Consider the following 20,405-nt stretch of genomic DNA (forward strand, 5'->3'; position numbering starts at 1 on the left):
AGGTCTGCGATTCCCCTGACGCCCGCAGAGTGCGTTCGAGGAGTCAGGGCCTTACCGGCTACGACGTCACGCATTCTCGAACTCAGCTAGGGGGAATCGGGCCGGAGTCCTGACCCTGTACGAGCGGCTTCAGCGATATGCGGAGTATGTGCAGGCCACCCAATCGCCTCCTCAAGCTGCGCGGCCACCTGCAGCAGCAATCCGTCCATGCCCTTGGCGGCCGCGATCTGGACGCCGACCGGGACTCCGTCGCCGGTCCACAGCGCCGGGAAGGCGATAGCAGGCTGGCCGGATACGTTGAACGCCTCGAGGAACGTGACGTGCCGACGCTCGGTCCGTGCCATCTGAGCCGGCGACTCAGACGCGAGGTCTGCGAGCCGATCCGGCAGGGCGTTGGTGACTGGCGTCACCAGCAGGTCGAAACCCTGGTCCCACCACTGCAGCAACCGGACCGACCGCGCAATGTGCCACCCGAGATACTCCCGGTAGTCAGCCGCGGAGATCGTCCGGCGCTGCTGGTAGCACCACCAGGAGTAGGGCTCGACGTCCCTCTCCTCGACCGGGCGGCCGAGAAGCCTCTCGAGACCAAGCAACATGCGCGTACCGCCGTCCCAGTCACCCAGGCGCCCGATTCGTTCGGGAGTGGTCGCGATCAGGGCCGAGGGGTAGCTTCCCTCGACGTGATGTCCTGCTTCGCGCAGGATCAGACCGGTCAGCTCCACCGCGCGGCGGCATGCGGGGTCAACCGGAATGTTAGGCGGACCCTCGGTCAGCAGCCCGATGCGCAAGGCGCGCTTGGGTGGTTGCAGCGACTCCAGGTATGTCTCCTTGGGGCGGGGCAGTGCGTGGAGATCGCCGGGAAGTGCCCCGTTGACAGCGTCCAACACCGCCGCAGCGTCGCGGACGGTACGCGTGAGGACCATCTCGGCGGACCGGGGGAGTATGTCGATCGAGCCCAGAGGAACAGGCATCCGACCCCTCGAGGGTTTGAGGCCGAAAATGCCGCACCACGCGGCGGGTATCCGGATCGAACCTGCGCCGTCGCTTCCGTGGGCGATGGGCACCAAACCCGCCGCCACCGCCGCGGCGGCACCGCCGGAGGAACCACCTGCGGACCGATCCAGGCACGAGGGGTTGCGAGTCGGTCCGAAGGCCCGTGGCTGGGTATCGCCGAGCAGCGCGAGCTCCGGGACGTTGGTTACTCCCACGGTGACGAAACCGCTGTCCCTGAAGCGCTTACCCAGCGGCGTGTCCGTCTTCGGCGTGTTGCCGATGCGCATGAGCGCGGCGTTGCCCAGGGTTTGCGGAACGCCAGCCTGGGTGGCTCCCCAGTCCTTGAGCAGGAACGGCACACCGGTGAAGGGTGCGTCCGGTCCTGCGACAGTCCTGTCCGCCTCGTCTAGGGCCTGTTCGAAGCGTCGGTGGACGACGGCGTTGACCACGTCGTTTCCGGCGTTGATGCGGTCGATGCCAGCCTGGACAAGTTCCCTCGGCGATACCTCCCGCCTTCGCACCAGGTCTGCTTGCGCAACGCCGTCCATCTTGCTCAGTTCCCAGGCGAAGCCGATCTCAGTGTTCACGCCATTCCCTCACGTCACGTTCAGACAGTGGTCGATGGTTCTTGTTGCCGCGCTGCTGGCCACCTGCATCTACCTCCAGGTGCTCACCGCAACATGGTCGTCGCGTGCGCGTCGCGCGCCACCTCGGCGTGGGACTGCCGCGAGCTGATCGACCTGGTTCATGCGCGGTGAGCTTGGGCCAGATGACATGCGGGCTACTTGCGCGGCGCTGCTCGCCCGGAGATTCGCAACCATCGGATGTCGCCCTGCTCGTCGCGCAGGACGGTCGCGGGACGTTGGGAACGGTCGCCCGGGGCGATCAGCATCGTGTCAGGACCCGTTGGTCGGACGTCGATAGCGAGCTGCGACGGAGCCGGAACGAACAGGCGGTCCCACCTGTCGGTGACCGGGGTCTGGTCGAGCAGTAGCCGCTGCCCCTCGCGTCGCAGGACGGTCCTCTTGGACGCGGTCTCGTAGGTTCCCAGCCACTCCTCGACATCTGCGCTCCGGTCAGCCGGGGGCTCGCCGGCATCCATGCCGAAGTAGGTCCTCAGGGTGCCTGCCAGCAGCCATTGTGCCGCGGCGGCGCCGCCGGCGGCGTTGGTGAGCACGACAAGAGCGAACTGGCGCGTTGGGATCATCGCGAAGAGGCACTCCTGGCCGTTGGTCACGCCGCCGTGGCTGACCACCCGCTCTCCGGGCTCGTCGTCAAGCCACCAGCTCAAGCCGACTTCGGGCGTGTCGTTCGCGGGCCCGGAGGGCTCGAAGGCGGCGACTCGCAGCGAGTCGCTGAGCACGGAAGTGGCGCCATTGAGCTGGAACCGCGCGTACTGCAGCATGTGTGCGGCGCTGGCGACCAGGCCACCATTGGAGTTAGCGGCGCGAGGCAGCCCCCAGGGCCGTGCGATGGCAGGCTGCCCGCCATCGTCGATGTGGCCGACCGCGAACTTTTGGTGAAGAAGGTCCGAGGCGAAGAAGCAGGCACCGTCCATGCCGAGAGGGGTGAGAAGGTCGTCGTTGATCACGTCTTCGTACGGTCGACCGTGCACCACTTCGACGATGCGCCCGAGGACCGAGTAGGCCGTGTTGTTGTATGACCAGAACCGGGCAAGCGGGGTTACCTGAGGCAGGTCCGCCATCCGGGCGATCCTGAGGGCGAGCGCGTCGTCACCCGAGCCGGTGTCCGCTCCGAACTCGCCTTCCCAGCCGCAGCTGTGGGTGACGCAGTCGCGAACGGTCACGTCCCCTGACACCTGTGGGTCGGCGACGTTGAACTCCGGCAGGTACGCCTGCACCGGATCGTCGAGGCTGACGCGACCGGCATCGACCAGTTGCAGGATGGCCGTGGCCGTGAAGGTCTTGCTGACGGAGCCGACCTGGAACAGCGTGTCGCCATCGACCTGCAGCGGGTGCACAGCGTTCGTGACGCCAAGGCCTGCGGTCCCTTGACGTCCGTCGTGATAGATGCCGAGCGCGATGCCCGGGACGCCGCCGCGTTCCATCTCTGCGGCCGCGAGGTCAAGCAGAGCCGGGTCGATGCGGTTGTCCGGGGTCAGCGGGGAGAGGGTGGTGCTCCCGCGCGGGCCGTTGAGAACTGTCTGGGGCTGCCTGTCCATGGGGGGTTCTCTTCCATCTCGCGGTTCCTTGAAGTTTTCGGGCCGGGTCGGCTGACTGGCCGGTTCGGATCTCGCTGTACCGGGCCGCCGAGCAGTCGACGCCTCTGTCGGCGCTGAGTGCCCAGCCGAGCACCTCAGGTGTCGGCCGTTGGTGTGGGGATTGCGATGGCCGTTGGGACTCTCCCTCGATCATTTCGCTGACCTGCCTGGAGAGCCACTTGCCCGTCTTGGTGTCGCGATGCCGTCGATCGAGGAGCTCGAGCTGAGCAGCCGTTGTGGCATTGCACTTGCATTTCGGCCCACCGAGCGTGCAACTGCACTTGCAGACAAGGATGGATATGCCTGCTGTCGTTGTCAAGGGTGGAGCCCGGCGAGTTGTGGTCGGGCCGGCTGCATGTGACCGCGGCCTCGGCCCGGACCCCTGAGCGGTGCTCGTCCCGGCCGACCGGCGCGTCGGCTCCACCGCGTCTGGTGGGATGAGCCTGGGTGGCACAGCCGCCACTGCGGCGACGAGCCACAGGCGCGACCACACACGGAACGGCGTCTCCAAAGGCCGGTCCTCCCCAACGATCGGACAAGCTGGGAGCCCGTCTGGACCGGGCGGATCCTCGGATCGGGTCCACGCGGCGGCGCCAGACCGAGCTGCCGCACGGTGACGTCAGTTGCCCGTGAAACGGGGCATACGCCGGTCCAGCAGAGCGTCGATAGCCTCTCGGTGGTCGCTCGTGTGATGGGCTAGCGCCTGCATGACGGCAGATAGCTCGAGGAGGCTCTCGAGCGACTGGTGCGTACCTTCACGAAGCAGGCGCTTGGTCATCCGCAGTGCGTGCGGCGGGTTCGCCGCAATCCGTTCGGCGAGGCGGACCGCCACCGGCAGCAGGTCATCCGGCTCCAACACGCGGGACACAAGGCCCCACTCAAGTGCTGTCGCGGCGTCGATGGCATCGCCGGTGAAAGCCATCTCGGCCGCCCGAGCAGCTCCGACGGCGCGGGGGAGCAGCCATGCGCCGCCGTCGCCCGGAATGATGCCCAGCTTGATGAAGCTTTCCGCGAAGATGGCCGGCCTAGCGGCCAGTCGCAGGTCACACATGAGTGCCAGGTCGCAGCCGGCTCCGATGGCAGGACCGTTCACCGCGGCGATGATCGGAACCTCGCAGTGGTACAGCGCACGGGTGATGCGCTGGATCCCATGGCGATATGCCTGCCTCAGTTCGGCCGGCGAGCCCCCGAACATGCCTACCCGGTCACGCATGTGCTTGACGTTGCCGCCCGAGGAGAACGCAGAGCCGGCGCCGGTGAGCACCACAACATGAACGCCGTGGTCAGCGTTGACGCGGGCAACCGCCTCTTCCAGCGCGGCCACCATGTCCGGTTCGGAGATCGGGTTTCGCTGAGTAGGCCTGTTGAGGGTCCAGGTCTCCACCGCGCCGGTGCGCGCGTGTAGAACGGCAGGGTCGGTCACGAGGACACCTCTTTGTCCAGAACCACGCGGACGTCCACCAGGTGGATGCCGCTGGCGTTCGCGACCACGGGGTTCAGGTCGAGTTCCGCCAGTCGCGGCGTGGACGCGGCGAAGTCCCCGATCTGGACGAGGAGGGCGGCCAACTGGTCGCGGTCCACGGCAGGCATCCCGCGGTAGCCGCCGAGGAGCTTGCCGGCGGTCGTCTCGTCAATCATCTCCAGTGCCTCCCGGTGGGTCAGCGGCGCTGCGCGGAACGTCACGTCTCCCACGGCCTCGACAAGAACGCCGCCTGAGCCGAAGGCAACCACGGGACCGAAAACGGGGTCAGCCACTGCGCCTATGAGCAGTTCGACGCCTGTTCCGGACATGGGGGCGACGACGACACCCGAGATGTCGGATCCAGGCTGTGCCGTCTGGACGGCTTCCACGATGGACTCGAAGGCAACGTCACCCTCGGTGACGTTGAGGCGCACACCGCCGGCGTCGCTCTTGTGGACAACCTGCGGTGAGACGACCTTCACCGCGCAGGGAACGTCGAATCGTGCCACAGCAGCCTTCGCCTCAACGGGAGTGGCTGCGAAGGCCCAGGGGCCGGTGTCTATGTGCGCTGATCCCAAGAGGGCGCGAGCGCTCGGCTCCGGGAGCACGGTCGTGCCATCGAACGATGGCGCGCTCAGGTGGGACAGCTGAAGGTTCGAGCGCGTCTCAGCGGTGGCCAGGAAGTGACCACGGCGGTGCAGGGCGGCGACCGCCCGTACCGCGTGGTCGATCGATGACAGCACGGGGATGCCGTGGGTGCGCAGGACTTCGTGGCTGGACGGGTTGTGTGAGGCGTACAGGCTCTGTACCACGACGGGCTTGTGGTGGGCCCGGCTGAGTTCGCCGAGTCGGCGCGACGTGCTGTCCTCCTGTGAACGCAGCCGCTCGTCGAAGCGGAGGTGGTATCCGCCGTACATGCCGATCACCAGCACGAGCCCGACCGACGTGTCCTGCAGCAGCAACCCAGCCGCGTCCGCGAAGAGGTCGGGATCGGCGTCGGTCGCACCTGCGACATCCACGGGGTTGGCGACCGCAGCCGCAGGCCCGAGCAGCTCAATGAGCCGGGCTTGCGTGTCTGGGCCGATCTCGGCCAGGGGGACGCCCGCCTGGGTGAGGGCGTCGGCGGCGAGGGCCGCATGCCCGCCCCCGTCGGACAACACTGCCACGCCGAGGCCGTCGGGAACCGGGGTGGTCGTGGCGAGCACCCCGGCGACGATGGCGAGCTCATCGGATCGCTCGACCAGCTCGATCCCGGCTTGCGCCAGAACCGCGCGGGCGACGCGGTCTGAGCCGGCGACGGCACCGGTGTGGGACAGGGCGGTGCGTGCGCCGGCAGCGGAGCGCCCGCCGCGCAGCAGGACCAGCGGGCGCTGACGGGCGGCTTGCGTTGCGGCGACGAGGAAGGCGCGTCCGTCCTTGAACCCTTCCGCATGCACCGCGATGGCCCCGAGGCCCGGGCGCGTTGCCATGTTGTGGACGCATTCGGCGTATCCGACGTCGACCTGGTTCCCGAGCCCGACGTAGCTGTGCAGGCCGGGCATCTGGTGTGTGCGGGTGTCGGCGAGGAACGACAGGAGCATGTTCCCGCTCTGGGTGGCCAGGCCCACCGGGCCCGCCGGGACGTCGGGAACGCCAACAAGGTTGGCGCCCGATGCGACGGTGATGACGCCTGAGGTGTTTGGCCCCACGACACGGACGCCGGACTCGACGATTGCGGCCCGCAGCTCGAGGTCGAGTGCCGCGCCTGCGCCCCCGGTTTCGGAGAACCCGTTGGCCAGCACGACAGCACCGGCAACCCCACGTTCGCCCAGCTGCCGGATCGTGTCGGGCACAGCGCGCCCGGACACGGCCACCAGAGCGACGTCGAGCCCATATGGCAGGTCCGCAATGCGCTCATGGACTGGCAGACCGAGCACGGTGCCACCGCGCGGGTTGACGGGCAGTATCGGCCCGGCGAAACCGTCCCTCATGAGAGCCTTGATAACCTGAAAGCCGCGCTTCGACGGGTTGGTGGACGCGCCGATGACGGCGATGGAGCGGGGGTCGAGGAGTCGAATCAGCGGCGTCCGCACGTCCTGGTCCACTGTGGTCATGGCGTTCTCACTCGCCCTTGAAGAAGGGTGTCCGGCGGTCCCGGAATGCCGCGACACCTTCGGCCCAGTCGGCGGTGCCCATGATCGCGAGCAGGTCTTTCGCCTCGCTGCGCAGAACCTCATCGAAGGGGGCCTCGCTGAGCAGGGCAGTCTTGAGCCGAGCGGCCGACAGGGGTGCTTTGGCGGCGATCTTCTGGGCGAGGTCGTCGGCTGCGGTGTGGAGCGAGTCGGCCGGTACGGAGGCGTGGGCCAGGCCCCATGCCGCCGCCTGGGCGCCGGTGAAACGGTCACCGAGCAGGAGCAGTTCGGTCGCCCGGCTCAACCCCACCTGCCGGGGGAGCCTTCGAGTGACCCCGCCACCGACGTACGTGCCGATCGACACCTCGGGGAAACCGAGTTGGGCGTCCTCGGCGCAGATCAGGAAGTCGGCACTTGTGGCGATCTCGGCACCGGCTCCGAGAGCGTATCCGTGCACGGCGGCTACCACCGGGGTAGCGCAACGCTGGATGGCCTCGCAGGCTCGCCAGCCAAGCTCGACGTACTCCGCCAGCTGGGCGGGTGACCGGTCGCCCTCGTTGTGCGCTTTCTGGTCGGCCCCGGCGCAGAAGGCTCGACCGGCTCCCGTGAGGACGATCGCTCGAACGTCAGGGTCGGCTTCGCTGCGGCGCAGACCTTCGAGAAGGTCGCGGTATAGGCCCTCGCTGACAGCGTTGAGCCGCTCTGCACGGTTGAGCACCACGCGCGCGACCGAGCCCGTCCTTTCGACTCGTACATACTCCACGGTGCCCTCCGGATCGGTTGGTAAGGCATGGCTCCTGAAGCGGGAGTATACGCAATTCAGATTGCGTGACAAGCGTCGCCTGCAACTGTCTGGCTCATTGCGTCGGGGCGGGCTCTCCATGGCCGGCGCCCCTCATGCACGCCCGGATGCCCGCCGGGAGGCACGGGCCTAGCGCCACCCCGTTTCAGCGGCATGAACTGCGAACAACCCCTTGACAACCATTCCGTGCATCATGAGACTTCCATGCAAGTGCGGTTGCACGTATCGTCGTCAAAGGAGTCGATGTCCCATGAGGTGCACAAAAGCCCTGTTGGTCTGTTCCGCGGTTGCGGTTAGTGTTGCGTTCTCGGCCTGCTCGCCCAGTGCGAGCTCGTCGTCGACGTCATCGCCCGGAAGCGCCGACGTCCTGCGGGTCGCTGAGGAGGCACTGCCCACCAGCTTCGACTGGCAGAGCACGACCGGCAAGCGGACGCAGATCTTCGCCATTCAGGTTTACCAGACGCTGTACGCAGTGGATGAGACCTACACGCCGCTGCCCGGGCTAGCTCAGGCGATGCCAACCGTGAGCGCCGACGGTCTGGACTACACCATCCCGCTTCGCACGGACGTGACGTTCCACGACGGCACCCCGATGAAGGCAGCCGATGTGGTCGCCTCGCTCAAGCGTKGGGGCAAGATCTCCGGGAACGGCAAGGCGATGTTCGAGCACGTCGCCGACCTCAGCGCGCCGTCCGACTCCGAGATCCGAATCAAGCTTTCGTCGCCGTTCGATGTCGTTCGCTTCCTCGCCCTTCCGGTCGGCGCGGCGGCCATCATGCCCGCAAAGATCGCGCAGGCCGCTGGGACGGAAGCCATCACGGACATCAAGAAGATCGTCGGCACTGGGCCCTACAAGCTCACCGAGTTCCTCAAGGGGCAGCGGTACGTCCTGGAGAAGTTCGACCAGTTCCAGGCCGCGAAGAACGGTGCAAGGAGCGGGCTCGCGTCGGCGGCGCCGGCCACCTACAAGCGGGTCGAGGTCAACTCCGTCGCCGACCCGACCACGCGCAGCCAGAGCACGATCGCCGGCCAGTACGACGTTGCCCTCAACGTGCCCGGCACTCTTCTGGACCAGGTCAAGAGTGCCTCGAACGTCTCGGCGAACATCGTTTCCCCGTTCTACTCCGAGTGGATGATGCTCAACACGACGCGGCCGCCTTTCGACAACATCCAGATCCGCCGGGCAGCCGCCTTGGCCCTGGATCGGAAGGATCTGGCAGCTAGCGTCTTCGGAACCCCCGAGATGTATGACGTCAACAATGGTGTGTATTCCAAGGGGATGGGGATCCTCAGTTCCGATGCTGGCGAGCAGGGGACTGCGCAGGACCTTCCTCAGGCGAAGGCGCTCCTCAAGGCAGGGGGTTACAACAAGGAGCCCGTCGTGATTCTCACGAGCAAGGACTACGGGCAGAACCTCCACGATGGTTCCGTCGCCGTCGCGCAGCAGCTGACTGCTGCCGGCTTCAACGTCAAGATCGACGAGGTCGACGGGGCCACGGCGGACGCGCGGTGGGTCAAGCCCGATGGTTGGGACATTCTGGTCGACAACCTCGGCATCGGCTACATCTCCCCGACCGGACACCTTCTCTTCAACGGCAACGAGGCCTTCCCCGAGTGGTACGGACTGAAGGGCCCGATCAGGGTCCAGCTGAACCGCTGGCACACGGCGAAGTCGGAGGAGCAGCGCAAGGAAGTGATGGACGCCATCCAGACGCAGTTCCAGAAGGACGTGCCGGCGGTCAAGCTGGCCGACTTCTCGCAGCTGGAGGCCGTGGGCAAGAACCTGAATCTCGGTGACCAGGGATTCTACTGGCCTACCTGGTGGTCGGCGAAGCCGAAGTGAGCACCATCAGCGTGGCACGCCCTCGTGACGTGAGGCGGGCCCTGCTGGGCCCGCCGGCGTCAATGCGACGGTTCCTGACCCGAAGACTCCTCCTGGCAATGCCCGTCCTGGCGGTCATTGCAGTCACGACCTTCGTGTCCAGCCGACTCATTCCGGGCAACCCGGCAGTGGTCATGCTCGGTAGGGACGCGACCAAGGAGCAGATTGCCCAGCTCACGAAACAGTGGGGTTTGGATCAGCCCATAGTTGTCCAGTTCGGTTCCTGGCTCTCCCACCTGCTTCAGGGTGACCTGGGTGTCTCGAACACGTTCAACATGCCGGTCACGACCGTCCTGCTGGACCACATAGGGCCTACCCTGGGGATCTCGTTCCTGTCGATGGCGATCGTACTCGGCTTGGGCCCCGTTCTGGGGCTCATCGCCGGGAGGTTCAAGGGGTCGCTGCTCGATCGGATGCTCATGGGCAGCACCTTTGTGGGCATCTCCCTGCCGGAGTTTTGGGTGGCAATGCTCCTCGTCGCCCTGTTCGCCTCCCGGCTCGGGTGGTTCCCGGTCTCGGGCTATGTCGATCCGACAACCTCCTTCACCGGCTGGTTGGCGTGCATCACGCTGCCTGCAATCGCCTTGACCATCGACAGCTTCGCGCTCCTGGCGCGGATGGTTCGTGACTCGGTCATCACTACCAGCGTCGAGCCGTGGGTGACGTCGCTGCGGGCGCGAGGACTCTCAGAGAGGGTCGTTGTCGGCCGGCACCAGTTCAAGAGCGCATCGGTCACTGCACTGACGGTCATCGGCAACTCGTTTGCCGGTTTCCTGGTCGGGGCTGTCGCGGTGGAAGTCATCTTCAATATCCCCGGTTTTGGATGGCTGACCGTCCAGGCGGCGCTCCAGCGCGACTTCCCATTGCTTCAAGGTGCGGTACTCACTGCGGCGATTTTCTATGTGGTCGGGAATCTGTTCGTGGACGCCTTGTACGCCGTCATCGATCCCCGCATTCGCGCGGAAGGGGCCTGACATGGCATCCATCGAATTGGGGACGGCCATCACCGTTCCCGCACGACGAAAACGCTCACGTCGGCTCGACGCGACGGCCGTGGTCAGCATCTGCTGGCTCGTGATCGTCGTGGCTGCGGCCATCTTCGGAAGCGCACTGACGCACTACGGCGCGACCACCGCGGTACCGAACGGCCGCCTGCTTTCCCCGTCGTTGGAACACCTGGCGGGAACCGACAACTTCGCTCGGGACATCCTCGATCGCCTGACGGTGGCCGCCCGGTCATCAATGATCATCGGAATTGGCGTGGGTATCGCCAGCAGCGTGCTGGGCGGGGTGCTGGGAATCGCGGTAGTGGTGTGGCCGAAGATCGACGCTCCTGTGATGCGGGTTCTTGATGGACTGATCGCATTCCCGTCGATCATTCTCGCGATTCTGCTCGTGACGTCCTTTGGCGCTGGTTCCATGCAGGTGATCATTGCCCTCACCATCGTGTACTTCCCGCGCATCACCCGTGTCACTCGAGGCATCACGCTGAGCGTGGTGGCATCGCCATACGTTGAGGCGGCCGGAGTCATCGGCGGCGGACGTGTGTGGGCCACATGGCGGCACGTCGTACCCAACGTCGTGGGTCCGCTCGGGGTGCAGGCTACCTACGTCATCTCCCGGGCCATCGTGGTTGATGCCGCGATGAGCTTTCTGGGCTTGGGCGTGCCGCCTCCTGCCCCGACCTGGGGGAACATGTTGGGCGACGCCCGCTTGTACATCGATCAAGCCTGGTGGATGGTGCTTGCACCAGGCGTGTGCATCATGCTGACCGCCGTCGCGATCAACTTTGCCGGCGACAGCCTGCGCGACATCTCGGACAAGACGATGGAGTCAGCACGATGAGTGACGTTCAGGTCGCGCGACCAGAGGTAAGGACGGTACCTGTGACCCGACATCTGTTGAGGGTCTCGGGTCTCACAGTGGCCACAGGCCATGGCGAGGACGAGACACAGATCATCGACGACTTCTCCATGGAGATGTCCCAGGGGGAGACCGTCGGCATCATAGGCGAGTCCGGATCGGGCAAGTCTCTGCTTGTTCGATCCTTCGTGGGCATCCTCCCGCGGGGCGTTCACCAGGCCGCGGGAGAGGTCGAGGTAGGCGGCGTGGACATCGGCGCCGCGTCACCTCGCGAGCTCCGCCGACTGCGTGGCGGTACAGTCGGAATGGTCTTCCAAGACTCAATCGGTAGCCTCGATCCGCTCTTCACGGTCGGGTACCAGCTCACCGAGGCGTTGCGCGCGCACCAGCGGATTAGCAAGTCGCAGGCGCGCGAACGGGCGCAGCAGCTGCTCGATGATGTCGGAATCGCCCGGCCGCGTGAACGGCTGACGGCGTACCCGCATGAACTGTCCGGAGGCATGGCGCAGCGTGTCGCGATCGCCATCGCCATCGCGAACTCCCCGGACCTGCTGATTGCGGACGAGGCAACCACGGCCCTGGACGTGACGACGCAAAAGCAGGTCATCCAGCTCCTGCTGGGGATTCGGGCCGAGCATGGGTGTGGGATCATCTTTGTCAGCCATGACCTGGCGACGGTTTCTGAAGTCTGCGAGCGAGTTGTTGTCATGTACGCCGGGTCGGTCGTGGAGTCCGGGCCCACGTCGCGAGTGCTAAACCAGCCGAGGCATCCGTACACGGCCGCTTTGCTGCGCAGCCGCCCCACCCTCGGCACGAGCGTGGACCCAGGCTCCGCCTTGCCCGGGTCCGTCCCTGCTCCGGGGCAGTGGCCGAGCGGCTGCCGCTTCCACCCGCGATGTCCCCGCGGAGACAACGAGTTGTGCCGCACCGTGGTGCCCGCGCTCTCGCTTGTTGCCAAGGGGGCGGCGTGTCATTTTCCGCTGACCGGTCCGCCCAGTGACCAACCGATGGGAGCAAGGTCCCGTGCCGAATAGGAACAAGCCGGTGAGACCCAATGAACACGCCTCGTTCCTGTCGGCGACTCAGGTGTCCAAAGTCTTCCTGCCGCATGGACGCCGCAGCGAACCGGTCCAAGCGCTCAATGAGGTCACCATCGACTTCGTCCCGCGCGAGTGGATCGGAATTGTCGGCGAGTCCGGTTCAGGTAAGTCGACCCTCGCCCGCATCATTGCTCGTCTTGAAAGCCCTACGAGCGGTCAGGTGACTTTGGACGGCATGGACGTTCGAGAACTGCAGGGCGGTCGTCTGGCGTTCGCCAAGCGCGTGCAGTTCATGTACCAGAACTCGATGAGCGCCATGAACCCCCGCATGACGGTCGCAGAAATCATCGCTGAACCCATACGGCTGCACAAGATGGCCCGCAGTCGCGCTGAACGAGTCGAGCGGGTAGCCGCGCTACTGGAGGATGTCAACATGAGCACCTCCATGATGGAGAAGCGGCCGCGGCAGCTCTCCGGAGGCCAGGCCCAGCGTGTGGCTCTTGCCCGCGCGCTGGCGCTCGAGCCGGATGTGCTGCTGCTCGACGAGCCCACGTCCGCGCTCGACGTCACGGTCCAGGCCCAGATCATCGCTCTCCTGCAGAAGATCCAAAGCGAGCGGGAGCTGTCCATTGTGCTGATCTCCCACGACCTCGCACTGGTCTCTCAGACCTGTCAGCGCGTCGCGGTCCTCTACCGTGGCAAATTGGTGGAATTTGGAGACGCGGCGCGGGTCATATCGGAACCGCAGGATCCCTATACCAAGGCCCTGTTGGACGCCGTCCCTCGGATTGCGCCGCTTCCCGAATCGGCATGAGAGGTCCCTTTCGCTTGCGTCGTGCTGCCGGGGTCGGTCGTCCGGCCCATTAGGCGCGGCGTGAGGTCTCAGTTTTCTCGCTAACCACGGTATCCAATTCCTATAAAATCGGATCGGCACGCATCAATCGCGCCTTCCCGGTCAGATTAGAACAGCTAACCCCATTCCCAGGTCGCAGAGTCCTGGGCGAGCCCGCAGGAAGCCAGAATGTCGGATATCCCCGCCGCCCCAACAAGTCTCGACGCACTGGCACAGACTCCCTCCGGAAAATCCCGTGCCAGAGCACTCGGGATTCCATTTCGCGGGATTCCCGGCCCTAATAACGCCATCACGGACGTGCCTGGTGTCGAGGTAGGGCAGGTAACGCTCATTGAGGGAGCAGGGGAACTGCGGCTCGGCAAGGGACCGGTCCGGACCGGAGTTACCGCCATTCTCCCGCGTGGCCGCGATGGGGTCGGCACGCCAGCGGCCGCCGGATGGCACTCTCTCAACGGGAGCGGCGAAATGACGGGAACGGCCTGGATTGAGGAGGCGGGCTCGCTGGCTACCCCCGTACTGATCACCAATACACACGCCGTCGGGGCCTGTCACCGAGGCGCGATCGACTGGACCGTCGCGCATAAGCCGGAGTTGGCCGATACCTGGCTGCTGCCGGTGGTAGGGGAGACTTTCGACGGCTACCTCAACGACATCAACGGTGCGCATGTTACCCCGGAGCACGCGGTCGCCGCGATCGAGTCGGCTCGCAGTGGCCGAGTGGAAGAAGGCTCGGTCGGCGGCGGGACTGGAATGTGCTGCTACGCGTTCAAGGGTGGGAACGGAACCGCATCGAGGGTCGTCTGCCACGACGGCGATCAGTACACCGTAGGTGCGTTCGTACAGGCCAACTTCGGCCGTCGTTGCGAGCTCATGGTGGCCGGTCGCAGGGTCGGCTCCGATCTCAATGTCGAGAACCCCATGGAGCAGCCCGGGAGAAGGACTCCGCCCGGCGCCGGATCGGTGATCGTGGTGGTGGGCACGGACGCACCTATGCTCCCCGGCCAGTCCCAGGCGCTGGCGCGCCGGGTATCCCTCGGCCTGGCTCTCACCGGCACCACCGGATCGCACTTCTCTGGGGACATCTTCCTCGCCTTCTCCACTGGCAATCCTGGCAGCCTCGCCAGCCGCAAGGGGACAAAGAGCGGCTATGACGAGATGTGTTTCATCCCATGGGGAGCAATGGACCCGTTTTATGAAGCTGTCGTCGACTCCGTCGAAGAAGCGGTGCTCAACGCGCTGGTCGCCAACGAAACGATGCGAGGCCGCGACGACCACTGGGCACCCGCACTACCGCACGGGGAGCTAGTTCGCCTGCTGACGAGGGGGGGTGTGCTCCTTCAGCCCGTCTGACTGGCCAAAGCAGACCAGGTCTTCACGATGACGCCGTCCGCGTCGACGGCCGGGGCGTTCTCGACAAGCAGGTCTGGAGGCATGCGCTACGTGGGTCGACGGCATGGCGGCCGGCACCGGGCAGCGACCTCGGCAAACCATGCGATCGCGGTGCGCAGGACGGCATTGACGGTCTCCCTGGTCTCGTCGTCGTGGGCTTCGACGTAGGCGAGGCGGGTGGTCGTCGATGACGGTGTGCAGGTAGCAGGTGCCGAAAAGGGGCTGGTGGTACTTGCTCTTGGGTTCACCGGTCCGGGCCCCACCGCGGTGTGTCACGATCCGCCGAGCCCTGTCCGACAACGGTGGCGCTTACCGCTATAACCTGTCGGGAGGCACCTGCACCGATCGGGATCACCCCCAAAGCGCGCCCGCACGTATTCGCCCCAGACCCACGGCAAAATCGAGAGATTCCACCGACCCTCGCCGACGGCTGGGCATTGCGGAAGTTCTATCCCTCCGAAGCCGATCGGCCGGCTGTGTCGCCAACATGGATCCACGAATACAACCACCAACTGCCCAACTCAGCGATCGGCAAGGTCTCGCCCATCACCAGGTTGGACAACCCGGCTGGACATCACACATAGGAAGACCGAGCTGGCCACCGGCACGCACAAGGATCGCGGCGTTGGAAGTCGAGCTTGCGGCGACCCGACGAGCGATGGAGCCTGTCCGACGTGGTGCTTCCAAAGACCGATACGCGGCCATGCAGGTGATGTCGCTGAGGGACACCTGGTGCAGGTGGGCTGCCGGACCTGGACGTGGCTGAGTCCGGTTACTACGAGTGGCGCGGCCATGCGGTCGTCGACCAGCTGCGCGCCCCGGTCTCCGCGATCGAGGAGAAGATCATTGAGCCCCTCGACGCCGTCCAGGTAGAGACGCTGCCCACCTACCTCCTGCGGGTGTCACCGCTCGCTGAAACCAGCACGCTGCACTGACCGGGGCAGCAGCAGGGCGCAACCGGTCTGGCCCCACCGCGCTGTTCAGCCGACCTCTGGGGGCCGTGGCCGGCCCGTCGTGCCGAACCACAGCCTCTGACCGGGCCGGGCCTGGGCGGCCAGGTGCAGGTCATCCTCGGTCACGACCGCGATGACCGGGTAGCCACCGGTGACCGGATGGTCGGCGAGGAAGAGGATCGGCTGCCCGTTCGGCGGCACCTGCAGGGCGCCCGCGACGGTCCCCTCCGGTTTGAGCTCCCGCTCGATCCGGCGGGTCAGCACGGGACCGTCCAACCGGAGCCCGACCCGGTCGCACTTGTCGGTCACGGTGTAGGGCCCGCGGCGCAGCGCGGCGAGGGCCTCCGCGGTGAACCAGTCATCACGTGGCCCGAGGACCACATCGAAATGCATCTCGGACGGATAAGGCGCCTGGGGAGCGATGTCGACGCTCGGATGGGGCTGTGTCGTTGCGCCGACCGGCAGATGCGCTCCCGGGCTCAACGGCGCGGGGCCGAGCGAGGCCATCGTGTCGGTGCTGCGTGACCCGAGCAGGCACGGCACGTCGATGCCGCCACGGACGGCGAGGTAGGTTCGCAGACCCGCCTCGGGCATCCCTAGCCGAAGGGTCTCGCCGGCCCTCAGGGAGAGCGGCGCGTACATCGCGGCACCTCGCCCTCCGATCGTCACCGGACACGGGGCTCCGGTCAGCGCGACGAGCACTGCGCTGTCGAACCGGACGGTCAGACCGCCGAACGTCGCCTCTAGGGCTGGGGCGCCCTCGGGGTTGCCCACCAATCGGTTCGCCAGCCGGAGGCTGCGGCGGTCGGCGGCACCGGACTCGCCGACGCCGAGATGGGCCAGACCGGGCCGGCCGAGGTCCTGGACGGTGGTGAAGGGCCCGGGGGTGAGCACCTCGAGGGTCATGCCGTCACCTCGACGAACCGGACAGGGGTGCCGGGTGCTAGGAGCGTCGGCGGGGTGCGCTCCAGATCCCACACGGGAGCGTCGGTGTGGCCGATGACCCGCCACCCGCCCGGTGACTCGCGGGGGTAGATCGCGGCGTACTCGTCGGCGATCGCGACCGCCCCGGTGGGCACGCGGGTGCGGGGCGAGTCGCGCCGCGGCACCCACAGACTCGGGTGCAGCCCGACCAGGTAGGCGAAGCCGGGGGCGAACCCGCAGAACGCACTGGTATACGCGGCTTCGACGTGTCTCTCGACCACCTCGCGAACGTGCAGGCCGCTGAGGGACGCGACCTCCTCGAGGTCCTCTCCGTCGTACCGGACCTCGATCGTGATCTCCTCGCGATAGTGGTCCTCGGCTGGTCCGATGGGGCGCCCGCCAAGCTCTACGGCGATGCGGTCCACACCGGTGATCCTCCTGTCAAAGCGCAGGAGCAGGGTTCGTGCGGCGGGGAGGAGCTCGGTGACGCCCTCGAGCGGCTCACGTCGGAGCGTGGCGTACAGCCCCAGCACCTCGGTGAGGTCGGAGAGCTCCACCAGCGCGGCCTGCTCGCCGCACGGGAGAACCAGCATCAGGCTGCCTCCACAAAGGGGGAGACCCGGACACCGGTTCCCTCGATGGCCGTGCGGACGCGACGCGCGATCTCCACCGCTCCGGGAGTGTCACCGTGCACGCAGATGGACCGCGCCTGGACCTCGACCGCGCTGCCGTCGACGGCGCGGATCGTGCGCTGCGTGGCCATCTCGACACACCGGGCCACGACCTGTTCCACGTCGTGGAGGACCGCTCCCGGCTGGTTGCGCGGCACCAGCGTCCCTTCGGGCGTGTAGGCACGGTCGGCGAACACCTCCGGCACGGTCTCTAGCCCTGAGACGGCAGCCTTCCGCAGCAGCTGGGAACCCGGCAGGCCGAGCACCGGCAGGCCCGCGTCATAGCCGGCGACGGCTTCGACCACCGCCGCAGCCTGGGCCTCGTCGTGCACCACCGTGTTGTAGAGCGCGCCGTGCGGCTTGACGTAGCGCACCGCCGTGCCGGCGGCCTGGGCGAACGCGTCGAGCGCGCCGATCTGGTAGGTGACGTCGTCGCGTAGCTCGGAGGGGTTCACGTCCATGCGGCGTCGCCCGAACCCGGCGAGGTCACGGTAGGAGACATGGGCCCCGACGGTGACGCCGTTCGCCGCGGCTCGCTCGCATACGCGCCTCATCGTGGAGGGGTCGCCGGCGTGGAAGCCGCAGGCGATGTTCGCACTGGTGACGATATCGAGAAGCGCGTCGTCGTCGGTGAGCCGCCAGATGCCGAAGCCCTCACCGAGGTCGCTGTTGAGGTCGATGGTCACCATCACCACACCCGAAGGTGCACGTCAGGCTCGTCGGCCACGAACACGTTTGCTTCGTGCCAACGTCGGGGGGCTAGGGGGATCGGATGCGGCGACCGGTGTGTTGATCGGCTCGTCGCTGGTCGGTGTTGCCATGGAGACCTCCTTAGGGCTGCGTGATGCACCATGATAGGGATTGTTGAACAATCCCACAAGGGAGAAGATGACGGAAATGTCTACTATGGGTCATAGACTGACTTTGGGAGGCGTGATGGAGCAGAACGAGGTGGCGCTCATCGCCGCCCTCGAGCAGGAGCGGGCCCTGCTCGGCCGCACCAGCACCGCCGAACGCGTCGCCGGACTCCTTCGCGAACGCATCATGGCGGGCGCGATACCCCCGTCCACCCGGCTCCCGGAGGACGCCATAAGCCGGGCGCTCGGGGTGTCGCGGAACACGCTGCGCGAGGCGTTCCGCCTGCTCGCGTACGAGCGCCTCCTCGTCCACGAGCTCAACCGCGGCGTCTTCGTCCGGCGACTCACTCCTGAGGACCTCAGCGACCTGTTCCAGGTGCGCCGCCTCGTGGAGCTGGGGGCGCTGCGCGGGGTGCGAGTCGTGAGCCCGGAACGCGTGGTGGCCTTACGTGCGGCGTTGGACGAGGCGCGGCAGGCCGCGGCGGACGACCGCTGGATGGACGTGGGGACGGCGAACATGCGCTTCCACCTCGCGATTGCCGCCCTGGCGCGGAGCCCGCGCGTCGGCGAGCTGATGGAGCACGTGCTCGCCGAACTTCGCTTGGTCTTCCTCGTGATGCCTGACCCGCGGTGCTTCCACGAGCCCTACGTCGAGCGCAATGCCGAGATCTGCCGACTCCTGGAGGCCGGTGAGGTAGATGCGGCCCATGACGCGCTGCTGCGCTACCTCGACGACGCCGAGCGTGAACTGCTCGAGACGCTGTGACTTCCTAGGTCGATCGGCCGGGTCGACCTCGACATCGTCCGCAGCAGCATCTTAGGCTCGGTGGCGCCCAACCCCGGCAGGAATCCTGATGATTGAGCGCGTTCGAATAATCAGGGGCCAGCGATCGTGTGCATCCCTTGAGAAGAATCGCGACACATGGCGGAAAGGCAATTCGAAAACTGAGTCCAGGCCCCGCGCCTGAGGGGTGGCAGATTACGGGGAGCCGTGTGTCGCCGAAGCGGTTCGGCCCAGGAGTCACCTGGCCGCCCGGCGACACGTTGCAGCCCGGCGATGGTGCCGGCCTTGTGGGCGCTGATCGGCTGCTCCATCTTCATGGCCTCGAGGACGACGACCAGCTCGCCCGCCGCGACCTGCTGGCCCTCCTCGACGGCGATCTTGACGATGGTGCCTGCACGGCGGCGGTGAGCGAGTCGCCAGAGGCGGCTTCTCCGGACTTGGAACCACCGTAGCGGCGCGGTGCTGCGTCCAGTTGGGAACCTTGTCACCGGCCAACGGCCAATGACCCCATCTGGGGTGACACTGCGGGGCAGCCTTCGTGGCGGTCTTCACCGTTGCCTGTTGCTCACAAGTGTCGAGCCGCCGGATCCGAGACCTCCGACCCCGGTTTCCTCGGATTGCGCTTTCGGCTATTGGTTAGGGACAGGGCCGACGCGCCGAGCTAGTGAGTGGGTAGCCTGCGACCATGTTGGACGTCCACCGCCTCGTGTTGCTCCGGGAAGTGCATCTTCGCGGCAGCATCACTGCTGCGGCTCGGTCGTTGTCCTACACGCATTCAGCGGTGTCCCAGCAGTTGTCCATTCTCGAGAAGGAGACGGGAGTACCTCTCCTGGAAAGGGTTGGGCGGGGCGTTCGGCTGACGCCTGCTGCCGAGGAGCTGGTGCATCACGCGAACAATGTCGTGACGATCCTCGAGCGTGCCGAGGCCAACCTGGCGGCTAGCGAGAACCAAGTGCGGGGAACCCTTAGTCTGGCCGCGTTCAGCAGCATCAGCCGGAGCGCGGTTCCGGGCGTAGTCCGCGAGTTGTCCGTGCAACACCCTGCGCTTGACGTGCGTTTTCGGCAGGTCGAACCCGAGGAGGGCATGCTCCTTCTGAGTTCCCGTCGCATCGACGTACTGGTGGTCGACAGCTACCCGGGCACCTCGCAGGCTGTGCCGGAAGAACTGCACTCCGATCTTCTCGTGGACGACCCCATCCGCGCCTACCTGCCGGGCCTCGCTGACGGTGGTTCCTTGGATGGGTTGCGCCGTCTCCGATGGGTTCTTGAACCCGCTGGTTCGGCAGCTCACGCCTGGGTGCTGAGTGTCTGCCGTCGGCACGGTTTCGAGCCAGATATCGCGTATGAGTCGGCTGACCTCTTGTTCCATCTCCGGATGGTTGAGGCGGGGCTGGCGGCTGCGTTCTTGCCCGATCTTCTGGTTCGGGGTGAGGAGGCGGAGGTGCACCCAGCTGGATCTCTTGATACCGGCCAGAGCCGGCAGATCTGGATGTTCTGTCGGGCGGGAGCAGAAGGAAAGCCAGCGATCGCCGCCTGCCGGGCGGCTTTCGCCGACGTGCTGAAGGAAAAGGATTGCGCCCAAATGTAAGCCGCGCTTACA

General features: G+C 66.5%; 17 protein-coding genes and 1 pseudogene. 9 read left to right on the forward strand and 9 right to left on the reverse strand.

All coding sequences use genetic code 11. The annotated features are described in order from the left end of the window. Nucleotides 1-86 precede the first annotated feature (86 nt). The 5 genes from ACXJKD_RS18950 to ACXJKD_RS18970 all read right to left on the reverse strand — a co-directional run bounded on the left by ACXJKD_RS18950 (nucleotide 87) and on the right by ACXJKD_RS18970 (nucleotide 7,670). Nucleotides 87-1,580 carry an amidase gene (locus tag ACXJKD_RS18950; RefSeq protein WP_457256449.1) on the reverse strand — a complete coding sequence of 498 codons (1,494 nt, stop codon included), beginning with the start codon at nucleotides 1,578-1,580 and terminating at the stop codon, nucleotides 87-89. A gap of 194 nt (nucleotides 1,581-1,774) precedes the next feature. Beyond that, entirely contained in the window at nucleotides 1,775-3,175 is a 1,401-nt protein-coding gene (locus tag ACXJKD_RS18955; RefSeq protein ID WP_457256450.1) for a serine hydrolase domain-containing protein, read from the reverse strand. Between the two features lie 658 nt (nucleotides 3,176-3,833). After that, the gene (locus tag ACXJKD_RS18960) at nucleotides 3,834-4,637 is read right to left on the reverse strand and encodes a crotonase/enoyl-CoA hydratase family protein (protein WP_457256451.1); all 804 of its coding nucleotides are present in this window, start codon (nucleotides 4,635-4,637) and stop codon (nucleotides 3,834-3,836) included. Beyond that, complete coding sequence (locus ACXJKD_RS18965; RefSeq protein ID WP_457256452.1) at nucleotides 4,634-6,769, reverse strand: acetate--CoA ligase family protein; 2,136 nt, start codon at nucleotides 6,767-6,769, stop codon at nucleotides 4,634-4,636. Before ACXJKD_RS18965 ends, ACXJKD_RS18960 begins: the two co-directional genes overlap by 4 nt. A 7-nt stretch (nucleotides 6,770-6,776) precedes the next feature. Further along, on the reverse strand, nucleotides 6,777-7,670 hold the full coding sequence (locus ACXJKD_RS18970) for an enoyl-CoA hydratase/isomerase family protein (protein WP_457256453.1): 894 nt from the start codon (nucleotides 7,668-7,670) through the stop codon (nucleotides 6,777-6,779). Nucleotides 7,671-7,860: 190 nt separating this feature from the next. Here ACXJKD_RS18970 and ACXJKD_RS18975 point away from each other — a divergent pair, with 190 nt between their 5' ends. The 7 genes from ACXJKD_RS18975 to ACXJKD_RS19005 all read left to right on the forward strand — a co-directional run bounded on the left by ACXJKD_RS18975 (nucleotide 7,861) and on the right by ACXJKD_RS19005 (nucleotide 15,551). Continuing rightward, complete coding sequence (locus ACXJKD_RS18975) at nucleotides 7,861-9,432, forward strand: ABC transporter substrate-binding protein (protein WP_457256455.1); 1,572 nt, start codon at nucleotides 7,861-7,863, stop codon at nucleotides 9,430-9,432. Between the two features lie 62 nt (nucleotides 9,433-9,494). Further along, nucleotides 9,495-10,445, forward strand: a complete 951-nt coding sequence (locus ACXJKD_RS18980; RefSeq protein ID WP_457256571.1) for an ABC transporter permease — start codon at nucleotides 9,495-9,497, stop codon at nucleotides 10,443-10,445. A gap of 1 nt (nucleotide 10,446) precedes the next feature. Continuing rightward, the gene (locus ACXJKD_RS18985; RefSeq protein WP_457256457.1) at nucleotides 10,447-11,316 is read left to right on the forward strand and encodes an ABC transporter permease; all 870 of its coding nucleotides are present in this window, start codon (nucleotides 10,447-10,449) and stop codon (nucleotides 11,314-11,316) included. A gap of 134 nt (nucleotides 11,317-11,450) precedes the next feature. After that, a complete protein-coding gene (locus ACXJKD_RS18990; RefSeq protein WP_457256572.1) occupies nucleotides 11,451-12,368 on the forward strand; it encodes an ABC transporter ATP-binding protein in 918 nt (305 codons plus the stop codon). 10 nt (nucleotides 12,369-12,378) lie between these two features. Further along, nucleotides 12,379-13,188, forward strand: coding sequence for an ABC transporter ATP-binding protein (locus tag ACXJKD_RS18995; RefSeq protein ID WP_457256458.1), 810 nt, complete (start codon nucleotides 12,379-12,381; stop codon nucleotides 13,186-13,188). Nucleotides 13,189-13,395: 207 nt separating this feature from the next. After that, complete coding sequence (locus ACXJKD_RS19000) at nucleotides 13,396-14,577, forward strand: DmpA family aminopeptidase (protein WP_457256460.1); 1,182 nt, start codon at nucleotides 13,396-13,398, stop codon at nucleotides 14,575-14,577. A gap of 797 nt (nucleotides 14,578-15,374) precedes the next feature. Further along, nucleotides 15,375-15,551: a hypothetical protein gene (locus ACXJKD_RS19005; protein WP_457256461.1), complete on the forward strand. Its 177-nt coding sequence runs from the start codon at nucleotides 15,375-15,377 to the stop codon at nucleotides 15,549-15,551. 45 nt (nucleotides 15,552-15,596) lie between these two features. On the opposite strand, the gene ACXJKD_RS19010 is transcribed toward ACXJKD_RS19005, so the two are convergent. From ACXJKD_RS19010 to ACXJKD_RS19020, 3 genes are read right to left on the reverse strand one after another with little or no spacing between them, the layout of a single operon-like run. Then, a complete protein-coding gene (locus tag ACXJKD_RS19010; protein ID WP_457256462.1) occupies nucleotides 15,597-16,475 on the reverse strand; it encodes a 5-oxoprolinase subunit C family protein in 879 nt (292 codons plus the stop codon). Further along, nucleotides 16,472-17,086, reverse strand: coding sequence for a 5-oxoprolinase subunit B family protein (locus tag ACXJKD_RS19015; protein ID WP_457256464.1), 615 nt, complete (start codon nucleotides 17,084-17,086; stop codon nucleotides 16,472-16,474). The genes ACXJKD_RS19010 and ACXJKD_RS19015 overlap by 4 nt, the downstream gene beginning before the upstream one ends. Next, complete coding sequence (locus ACXJKD_RS19020; protein ID WP_457256465.1) at nucleotides 17,086-17,853, reverse strand: LamB/YcsF family protein; 768 nt, start codon at nucleotides 17,851-17,853, stop codon at nucleotides 17,086-17,088. Before ACXJKD_RS19020 ends, ACXJKD_RS19015 begins: the two co-directional genes overlap by 1 nt. A 247-nt stretch (nucleotides 17,854-18,100) precedes the next feature. Between ACXJKD_RS19020 and ACXJKD_RS19025 the strand changes: the two genes are divergently transcribed. Further along, the gene (locus ACXJKD_RS19025) at nucleotides 18,101-18,787 is read left to right on the forward strand and encodes a GntR family transcriptional regulator (protein ID WP_457256573.1); all 687 of its coding nucleotides are present in this window, start codon (nucleotides 18,101-18,103) and stop codon (nucleotides 18,785-18,787) included. 266 nt (nucleotides 18,788-19,053) lie between these two features. On the opposite strand, the pseudogene ACXJKD_RS19030 reads toward ACXJKD_RS19025, so the two are convergent. Beyond that, nucleotides 19,054-19,268 (reverse strand): annotated as a pseudogene (locus ACXJKD_RS19030) (biotin/lipoyl-containing protein); the annotation flags it as partial. A 222-nt stretch (nucleotides 19,269-19,490) separates the two neighbouring features. Here ACXJKD_RS19030 and ACXJKD_RS19035 point away from each other — a divergent pair. Further along, complete coding sequence (locus ACXJKD_RS19035) at nucleotides 19,491-20,393, forward strand: LysR family transcriptional regulator (RefSeq protein WP_457256467.1); 903 nt, start codon at nucleotides 19,491-19,493, stop codon at nucleotides 20,391-20,393. Nucleotides 20,394-20,405: the final 12 nt, after the last annotated feature.

The sequence above is a fragment of the Pedococcus sp. P5_B7 genome (assembly GCF_054049895.1).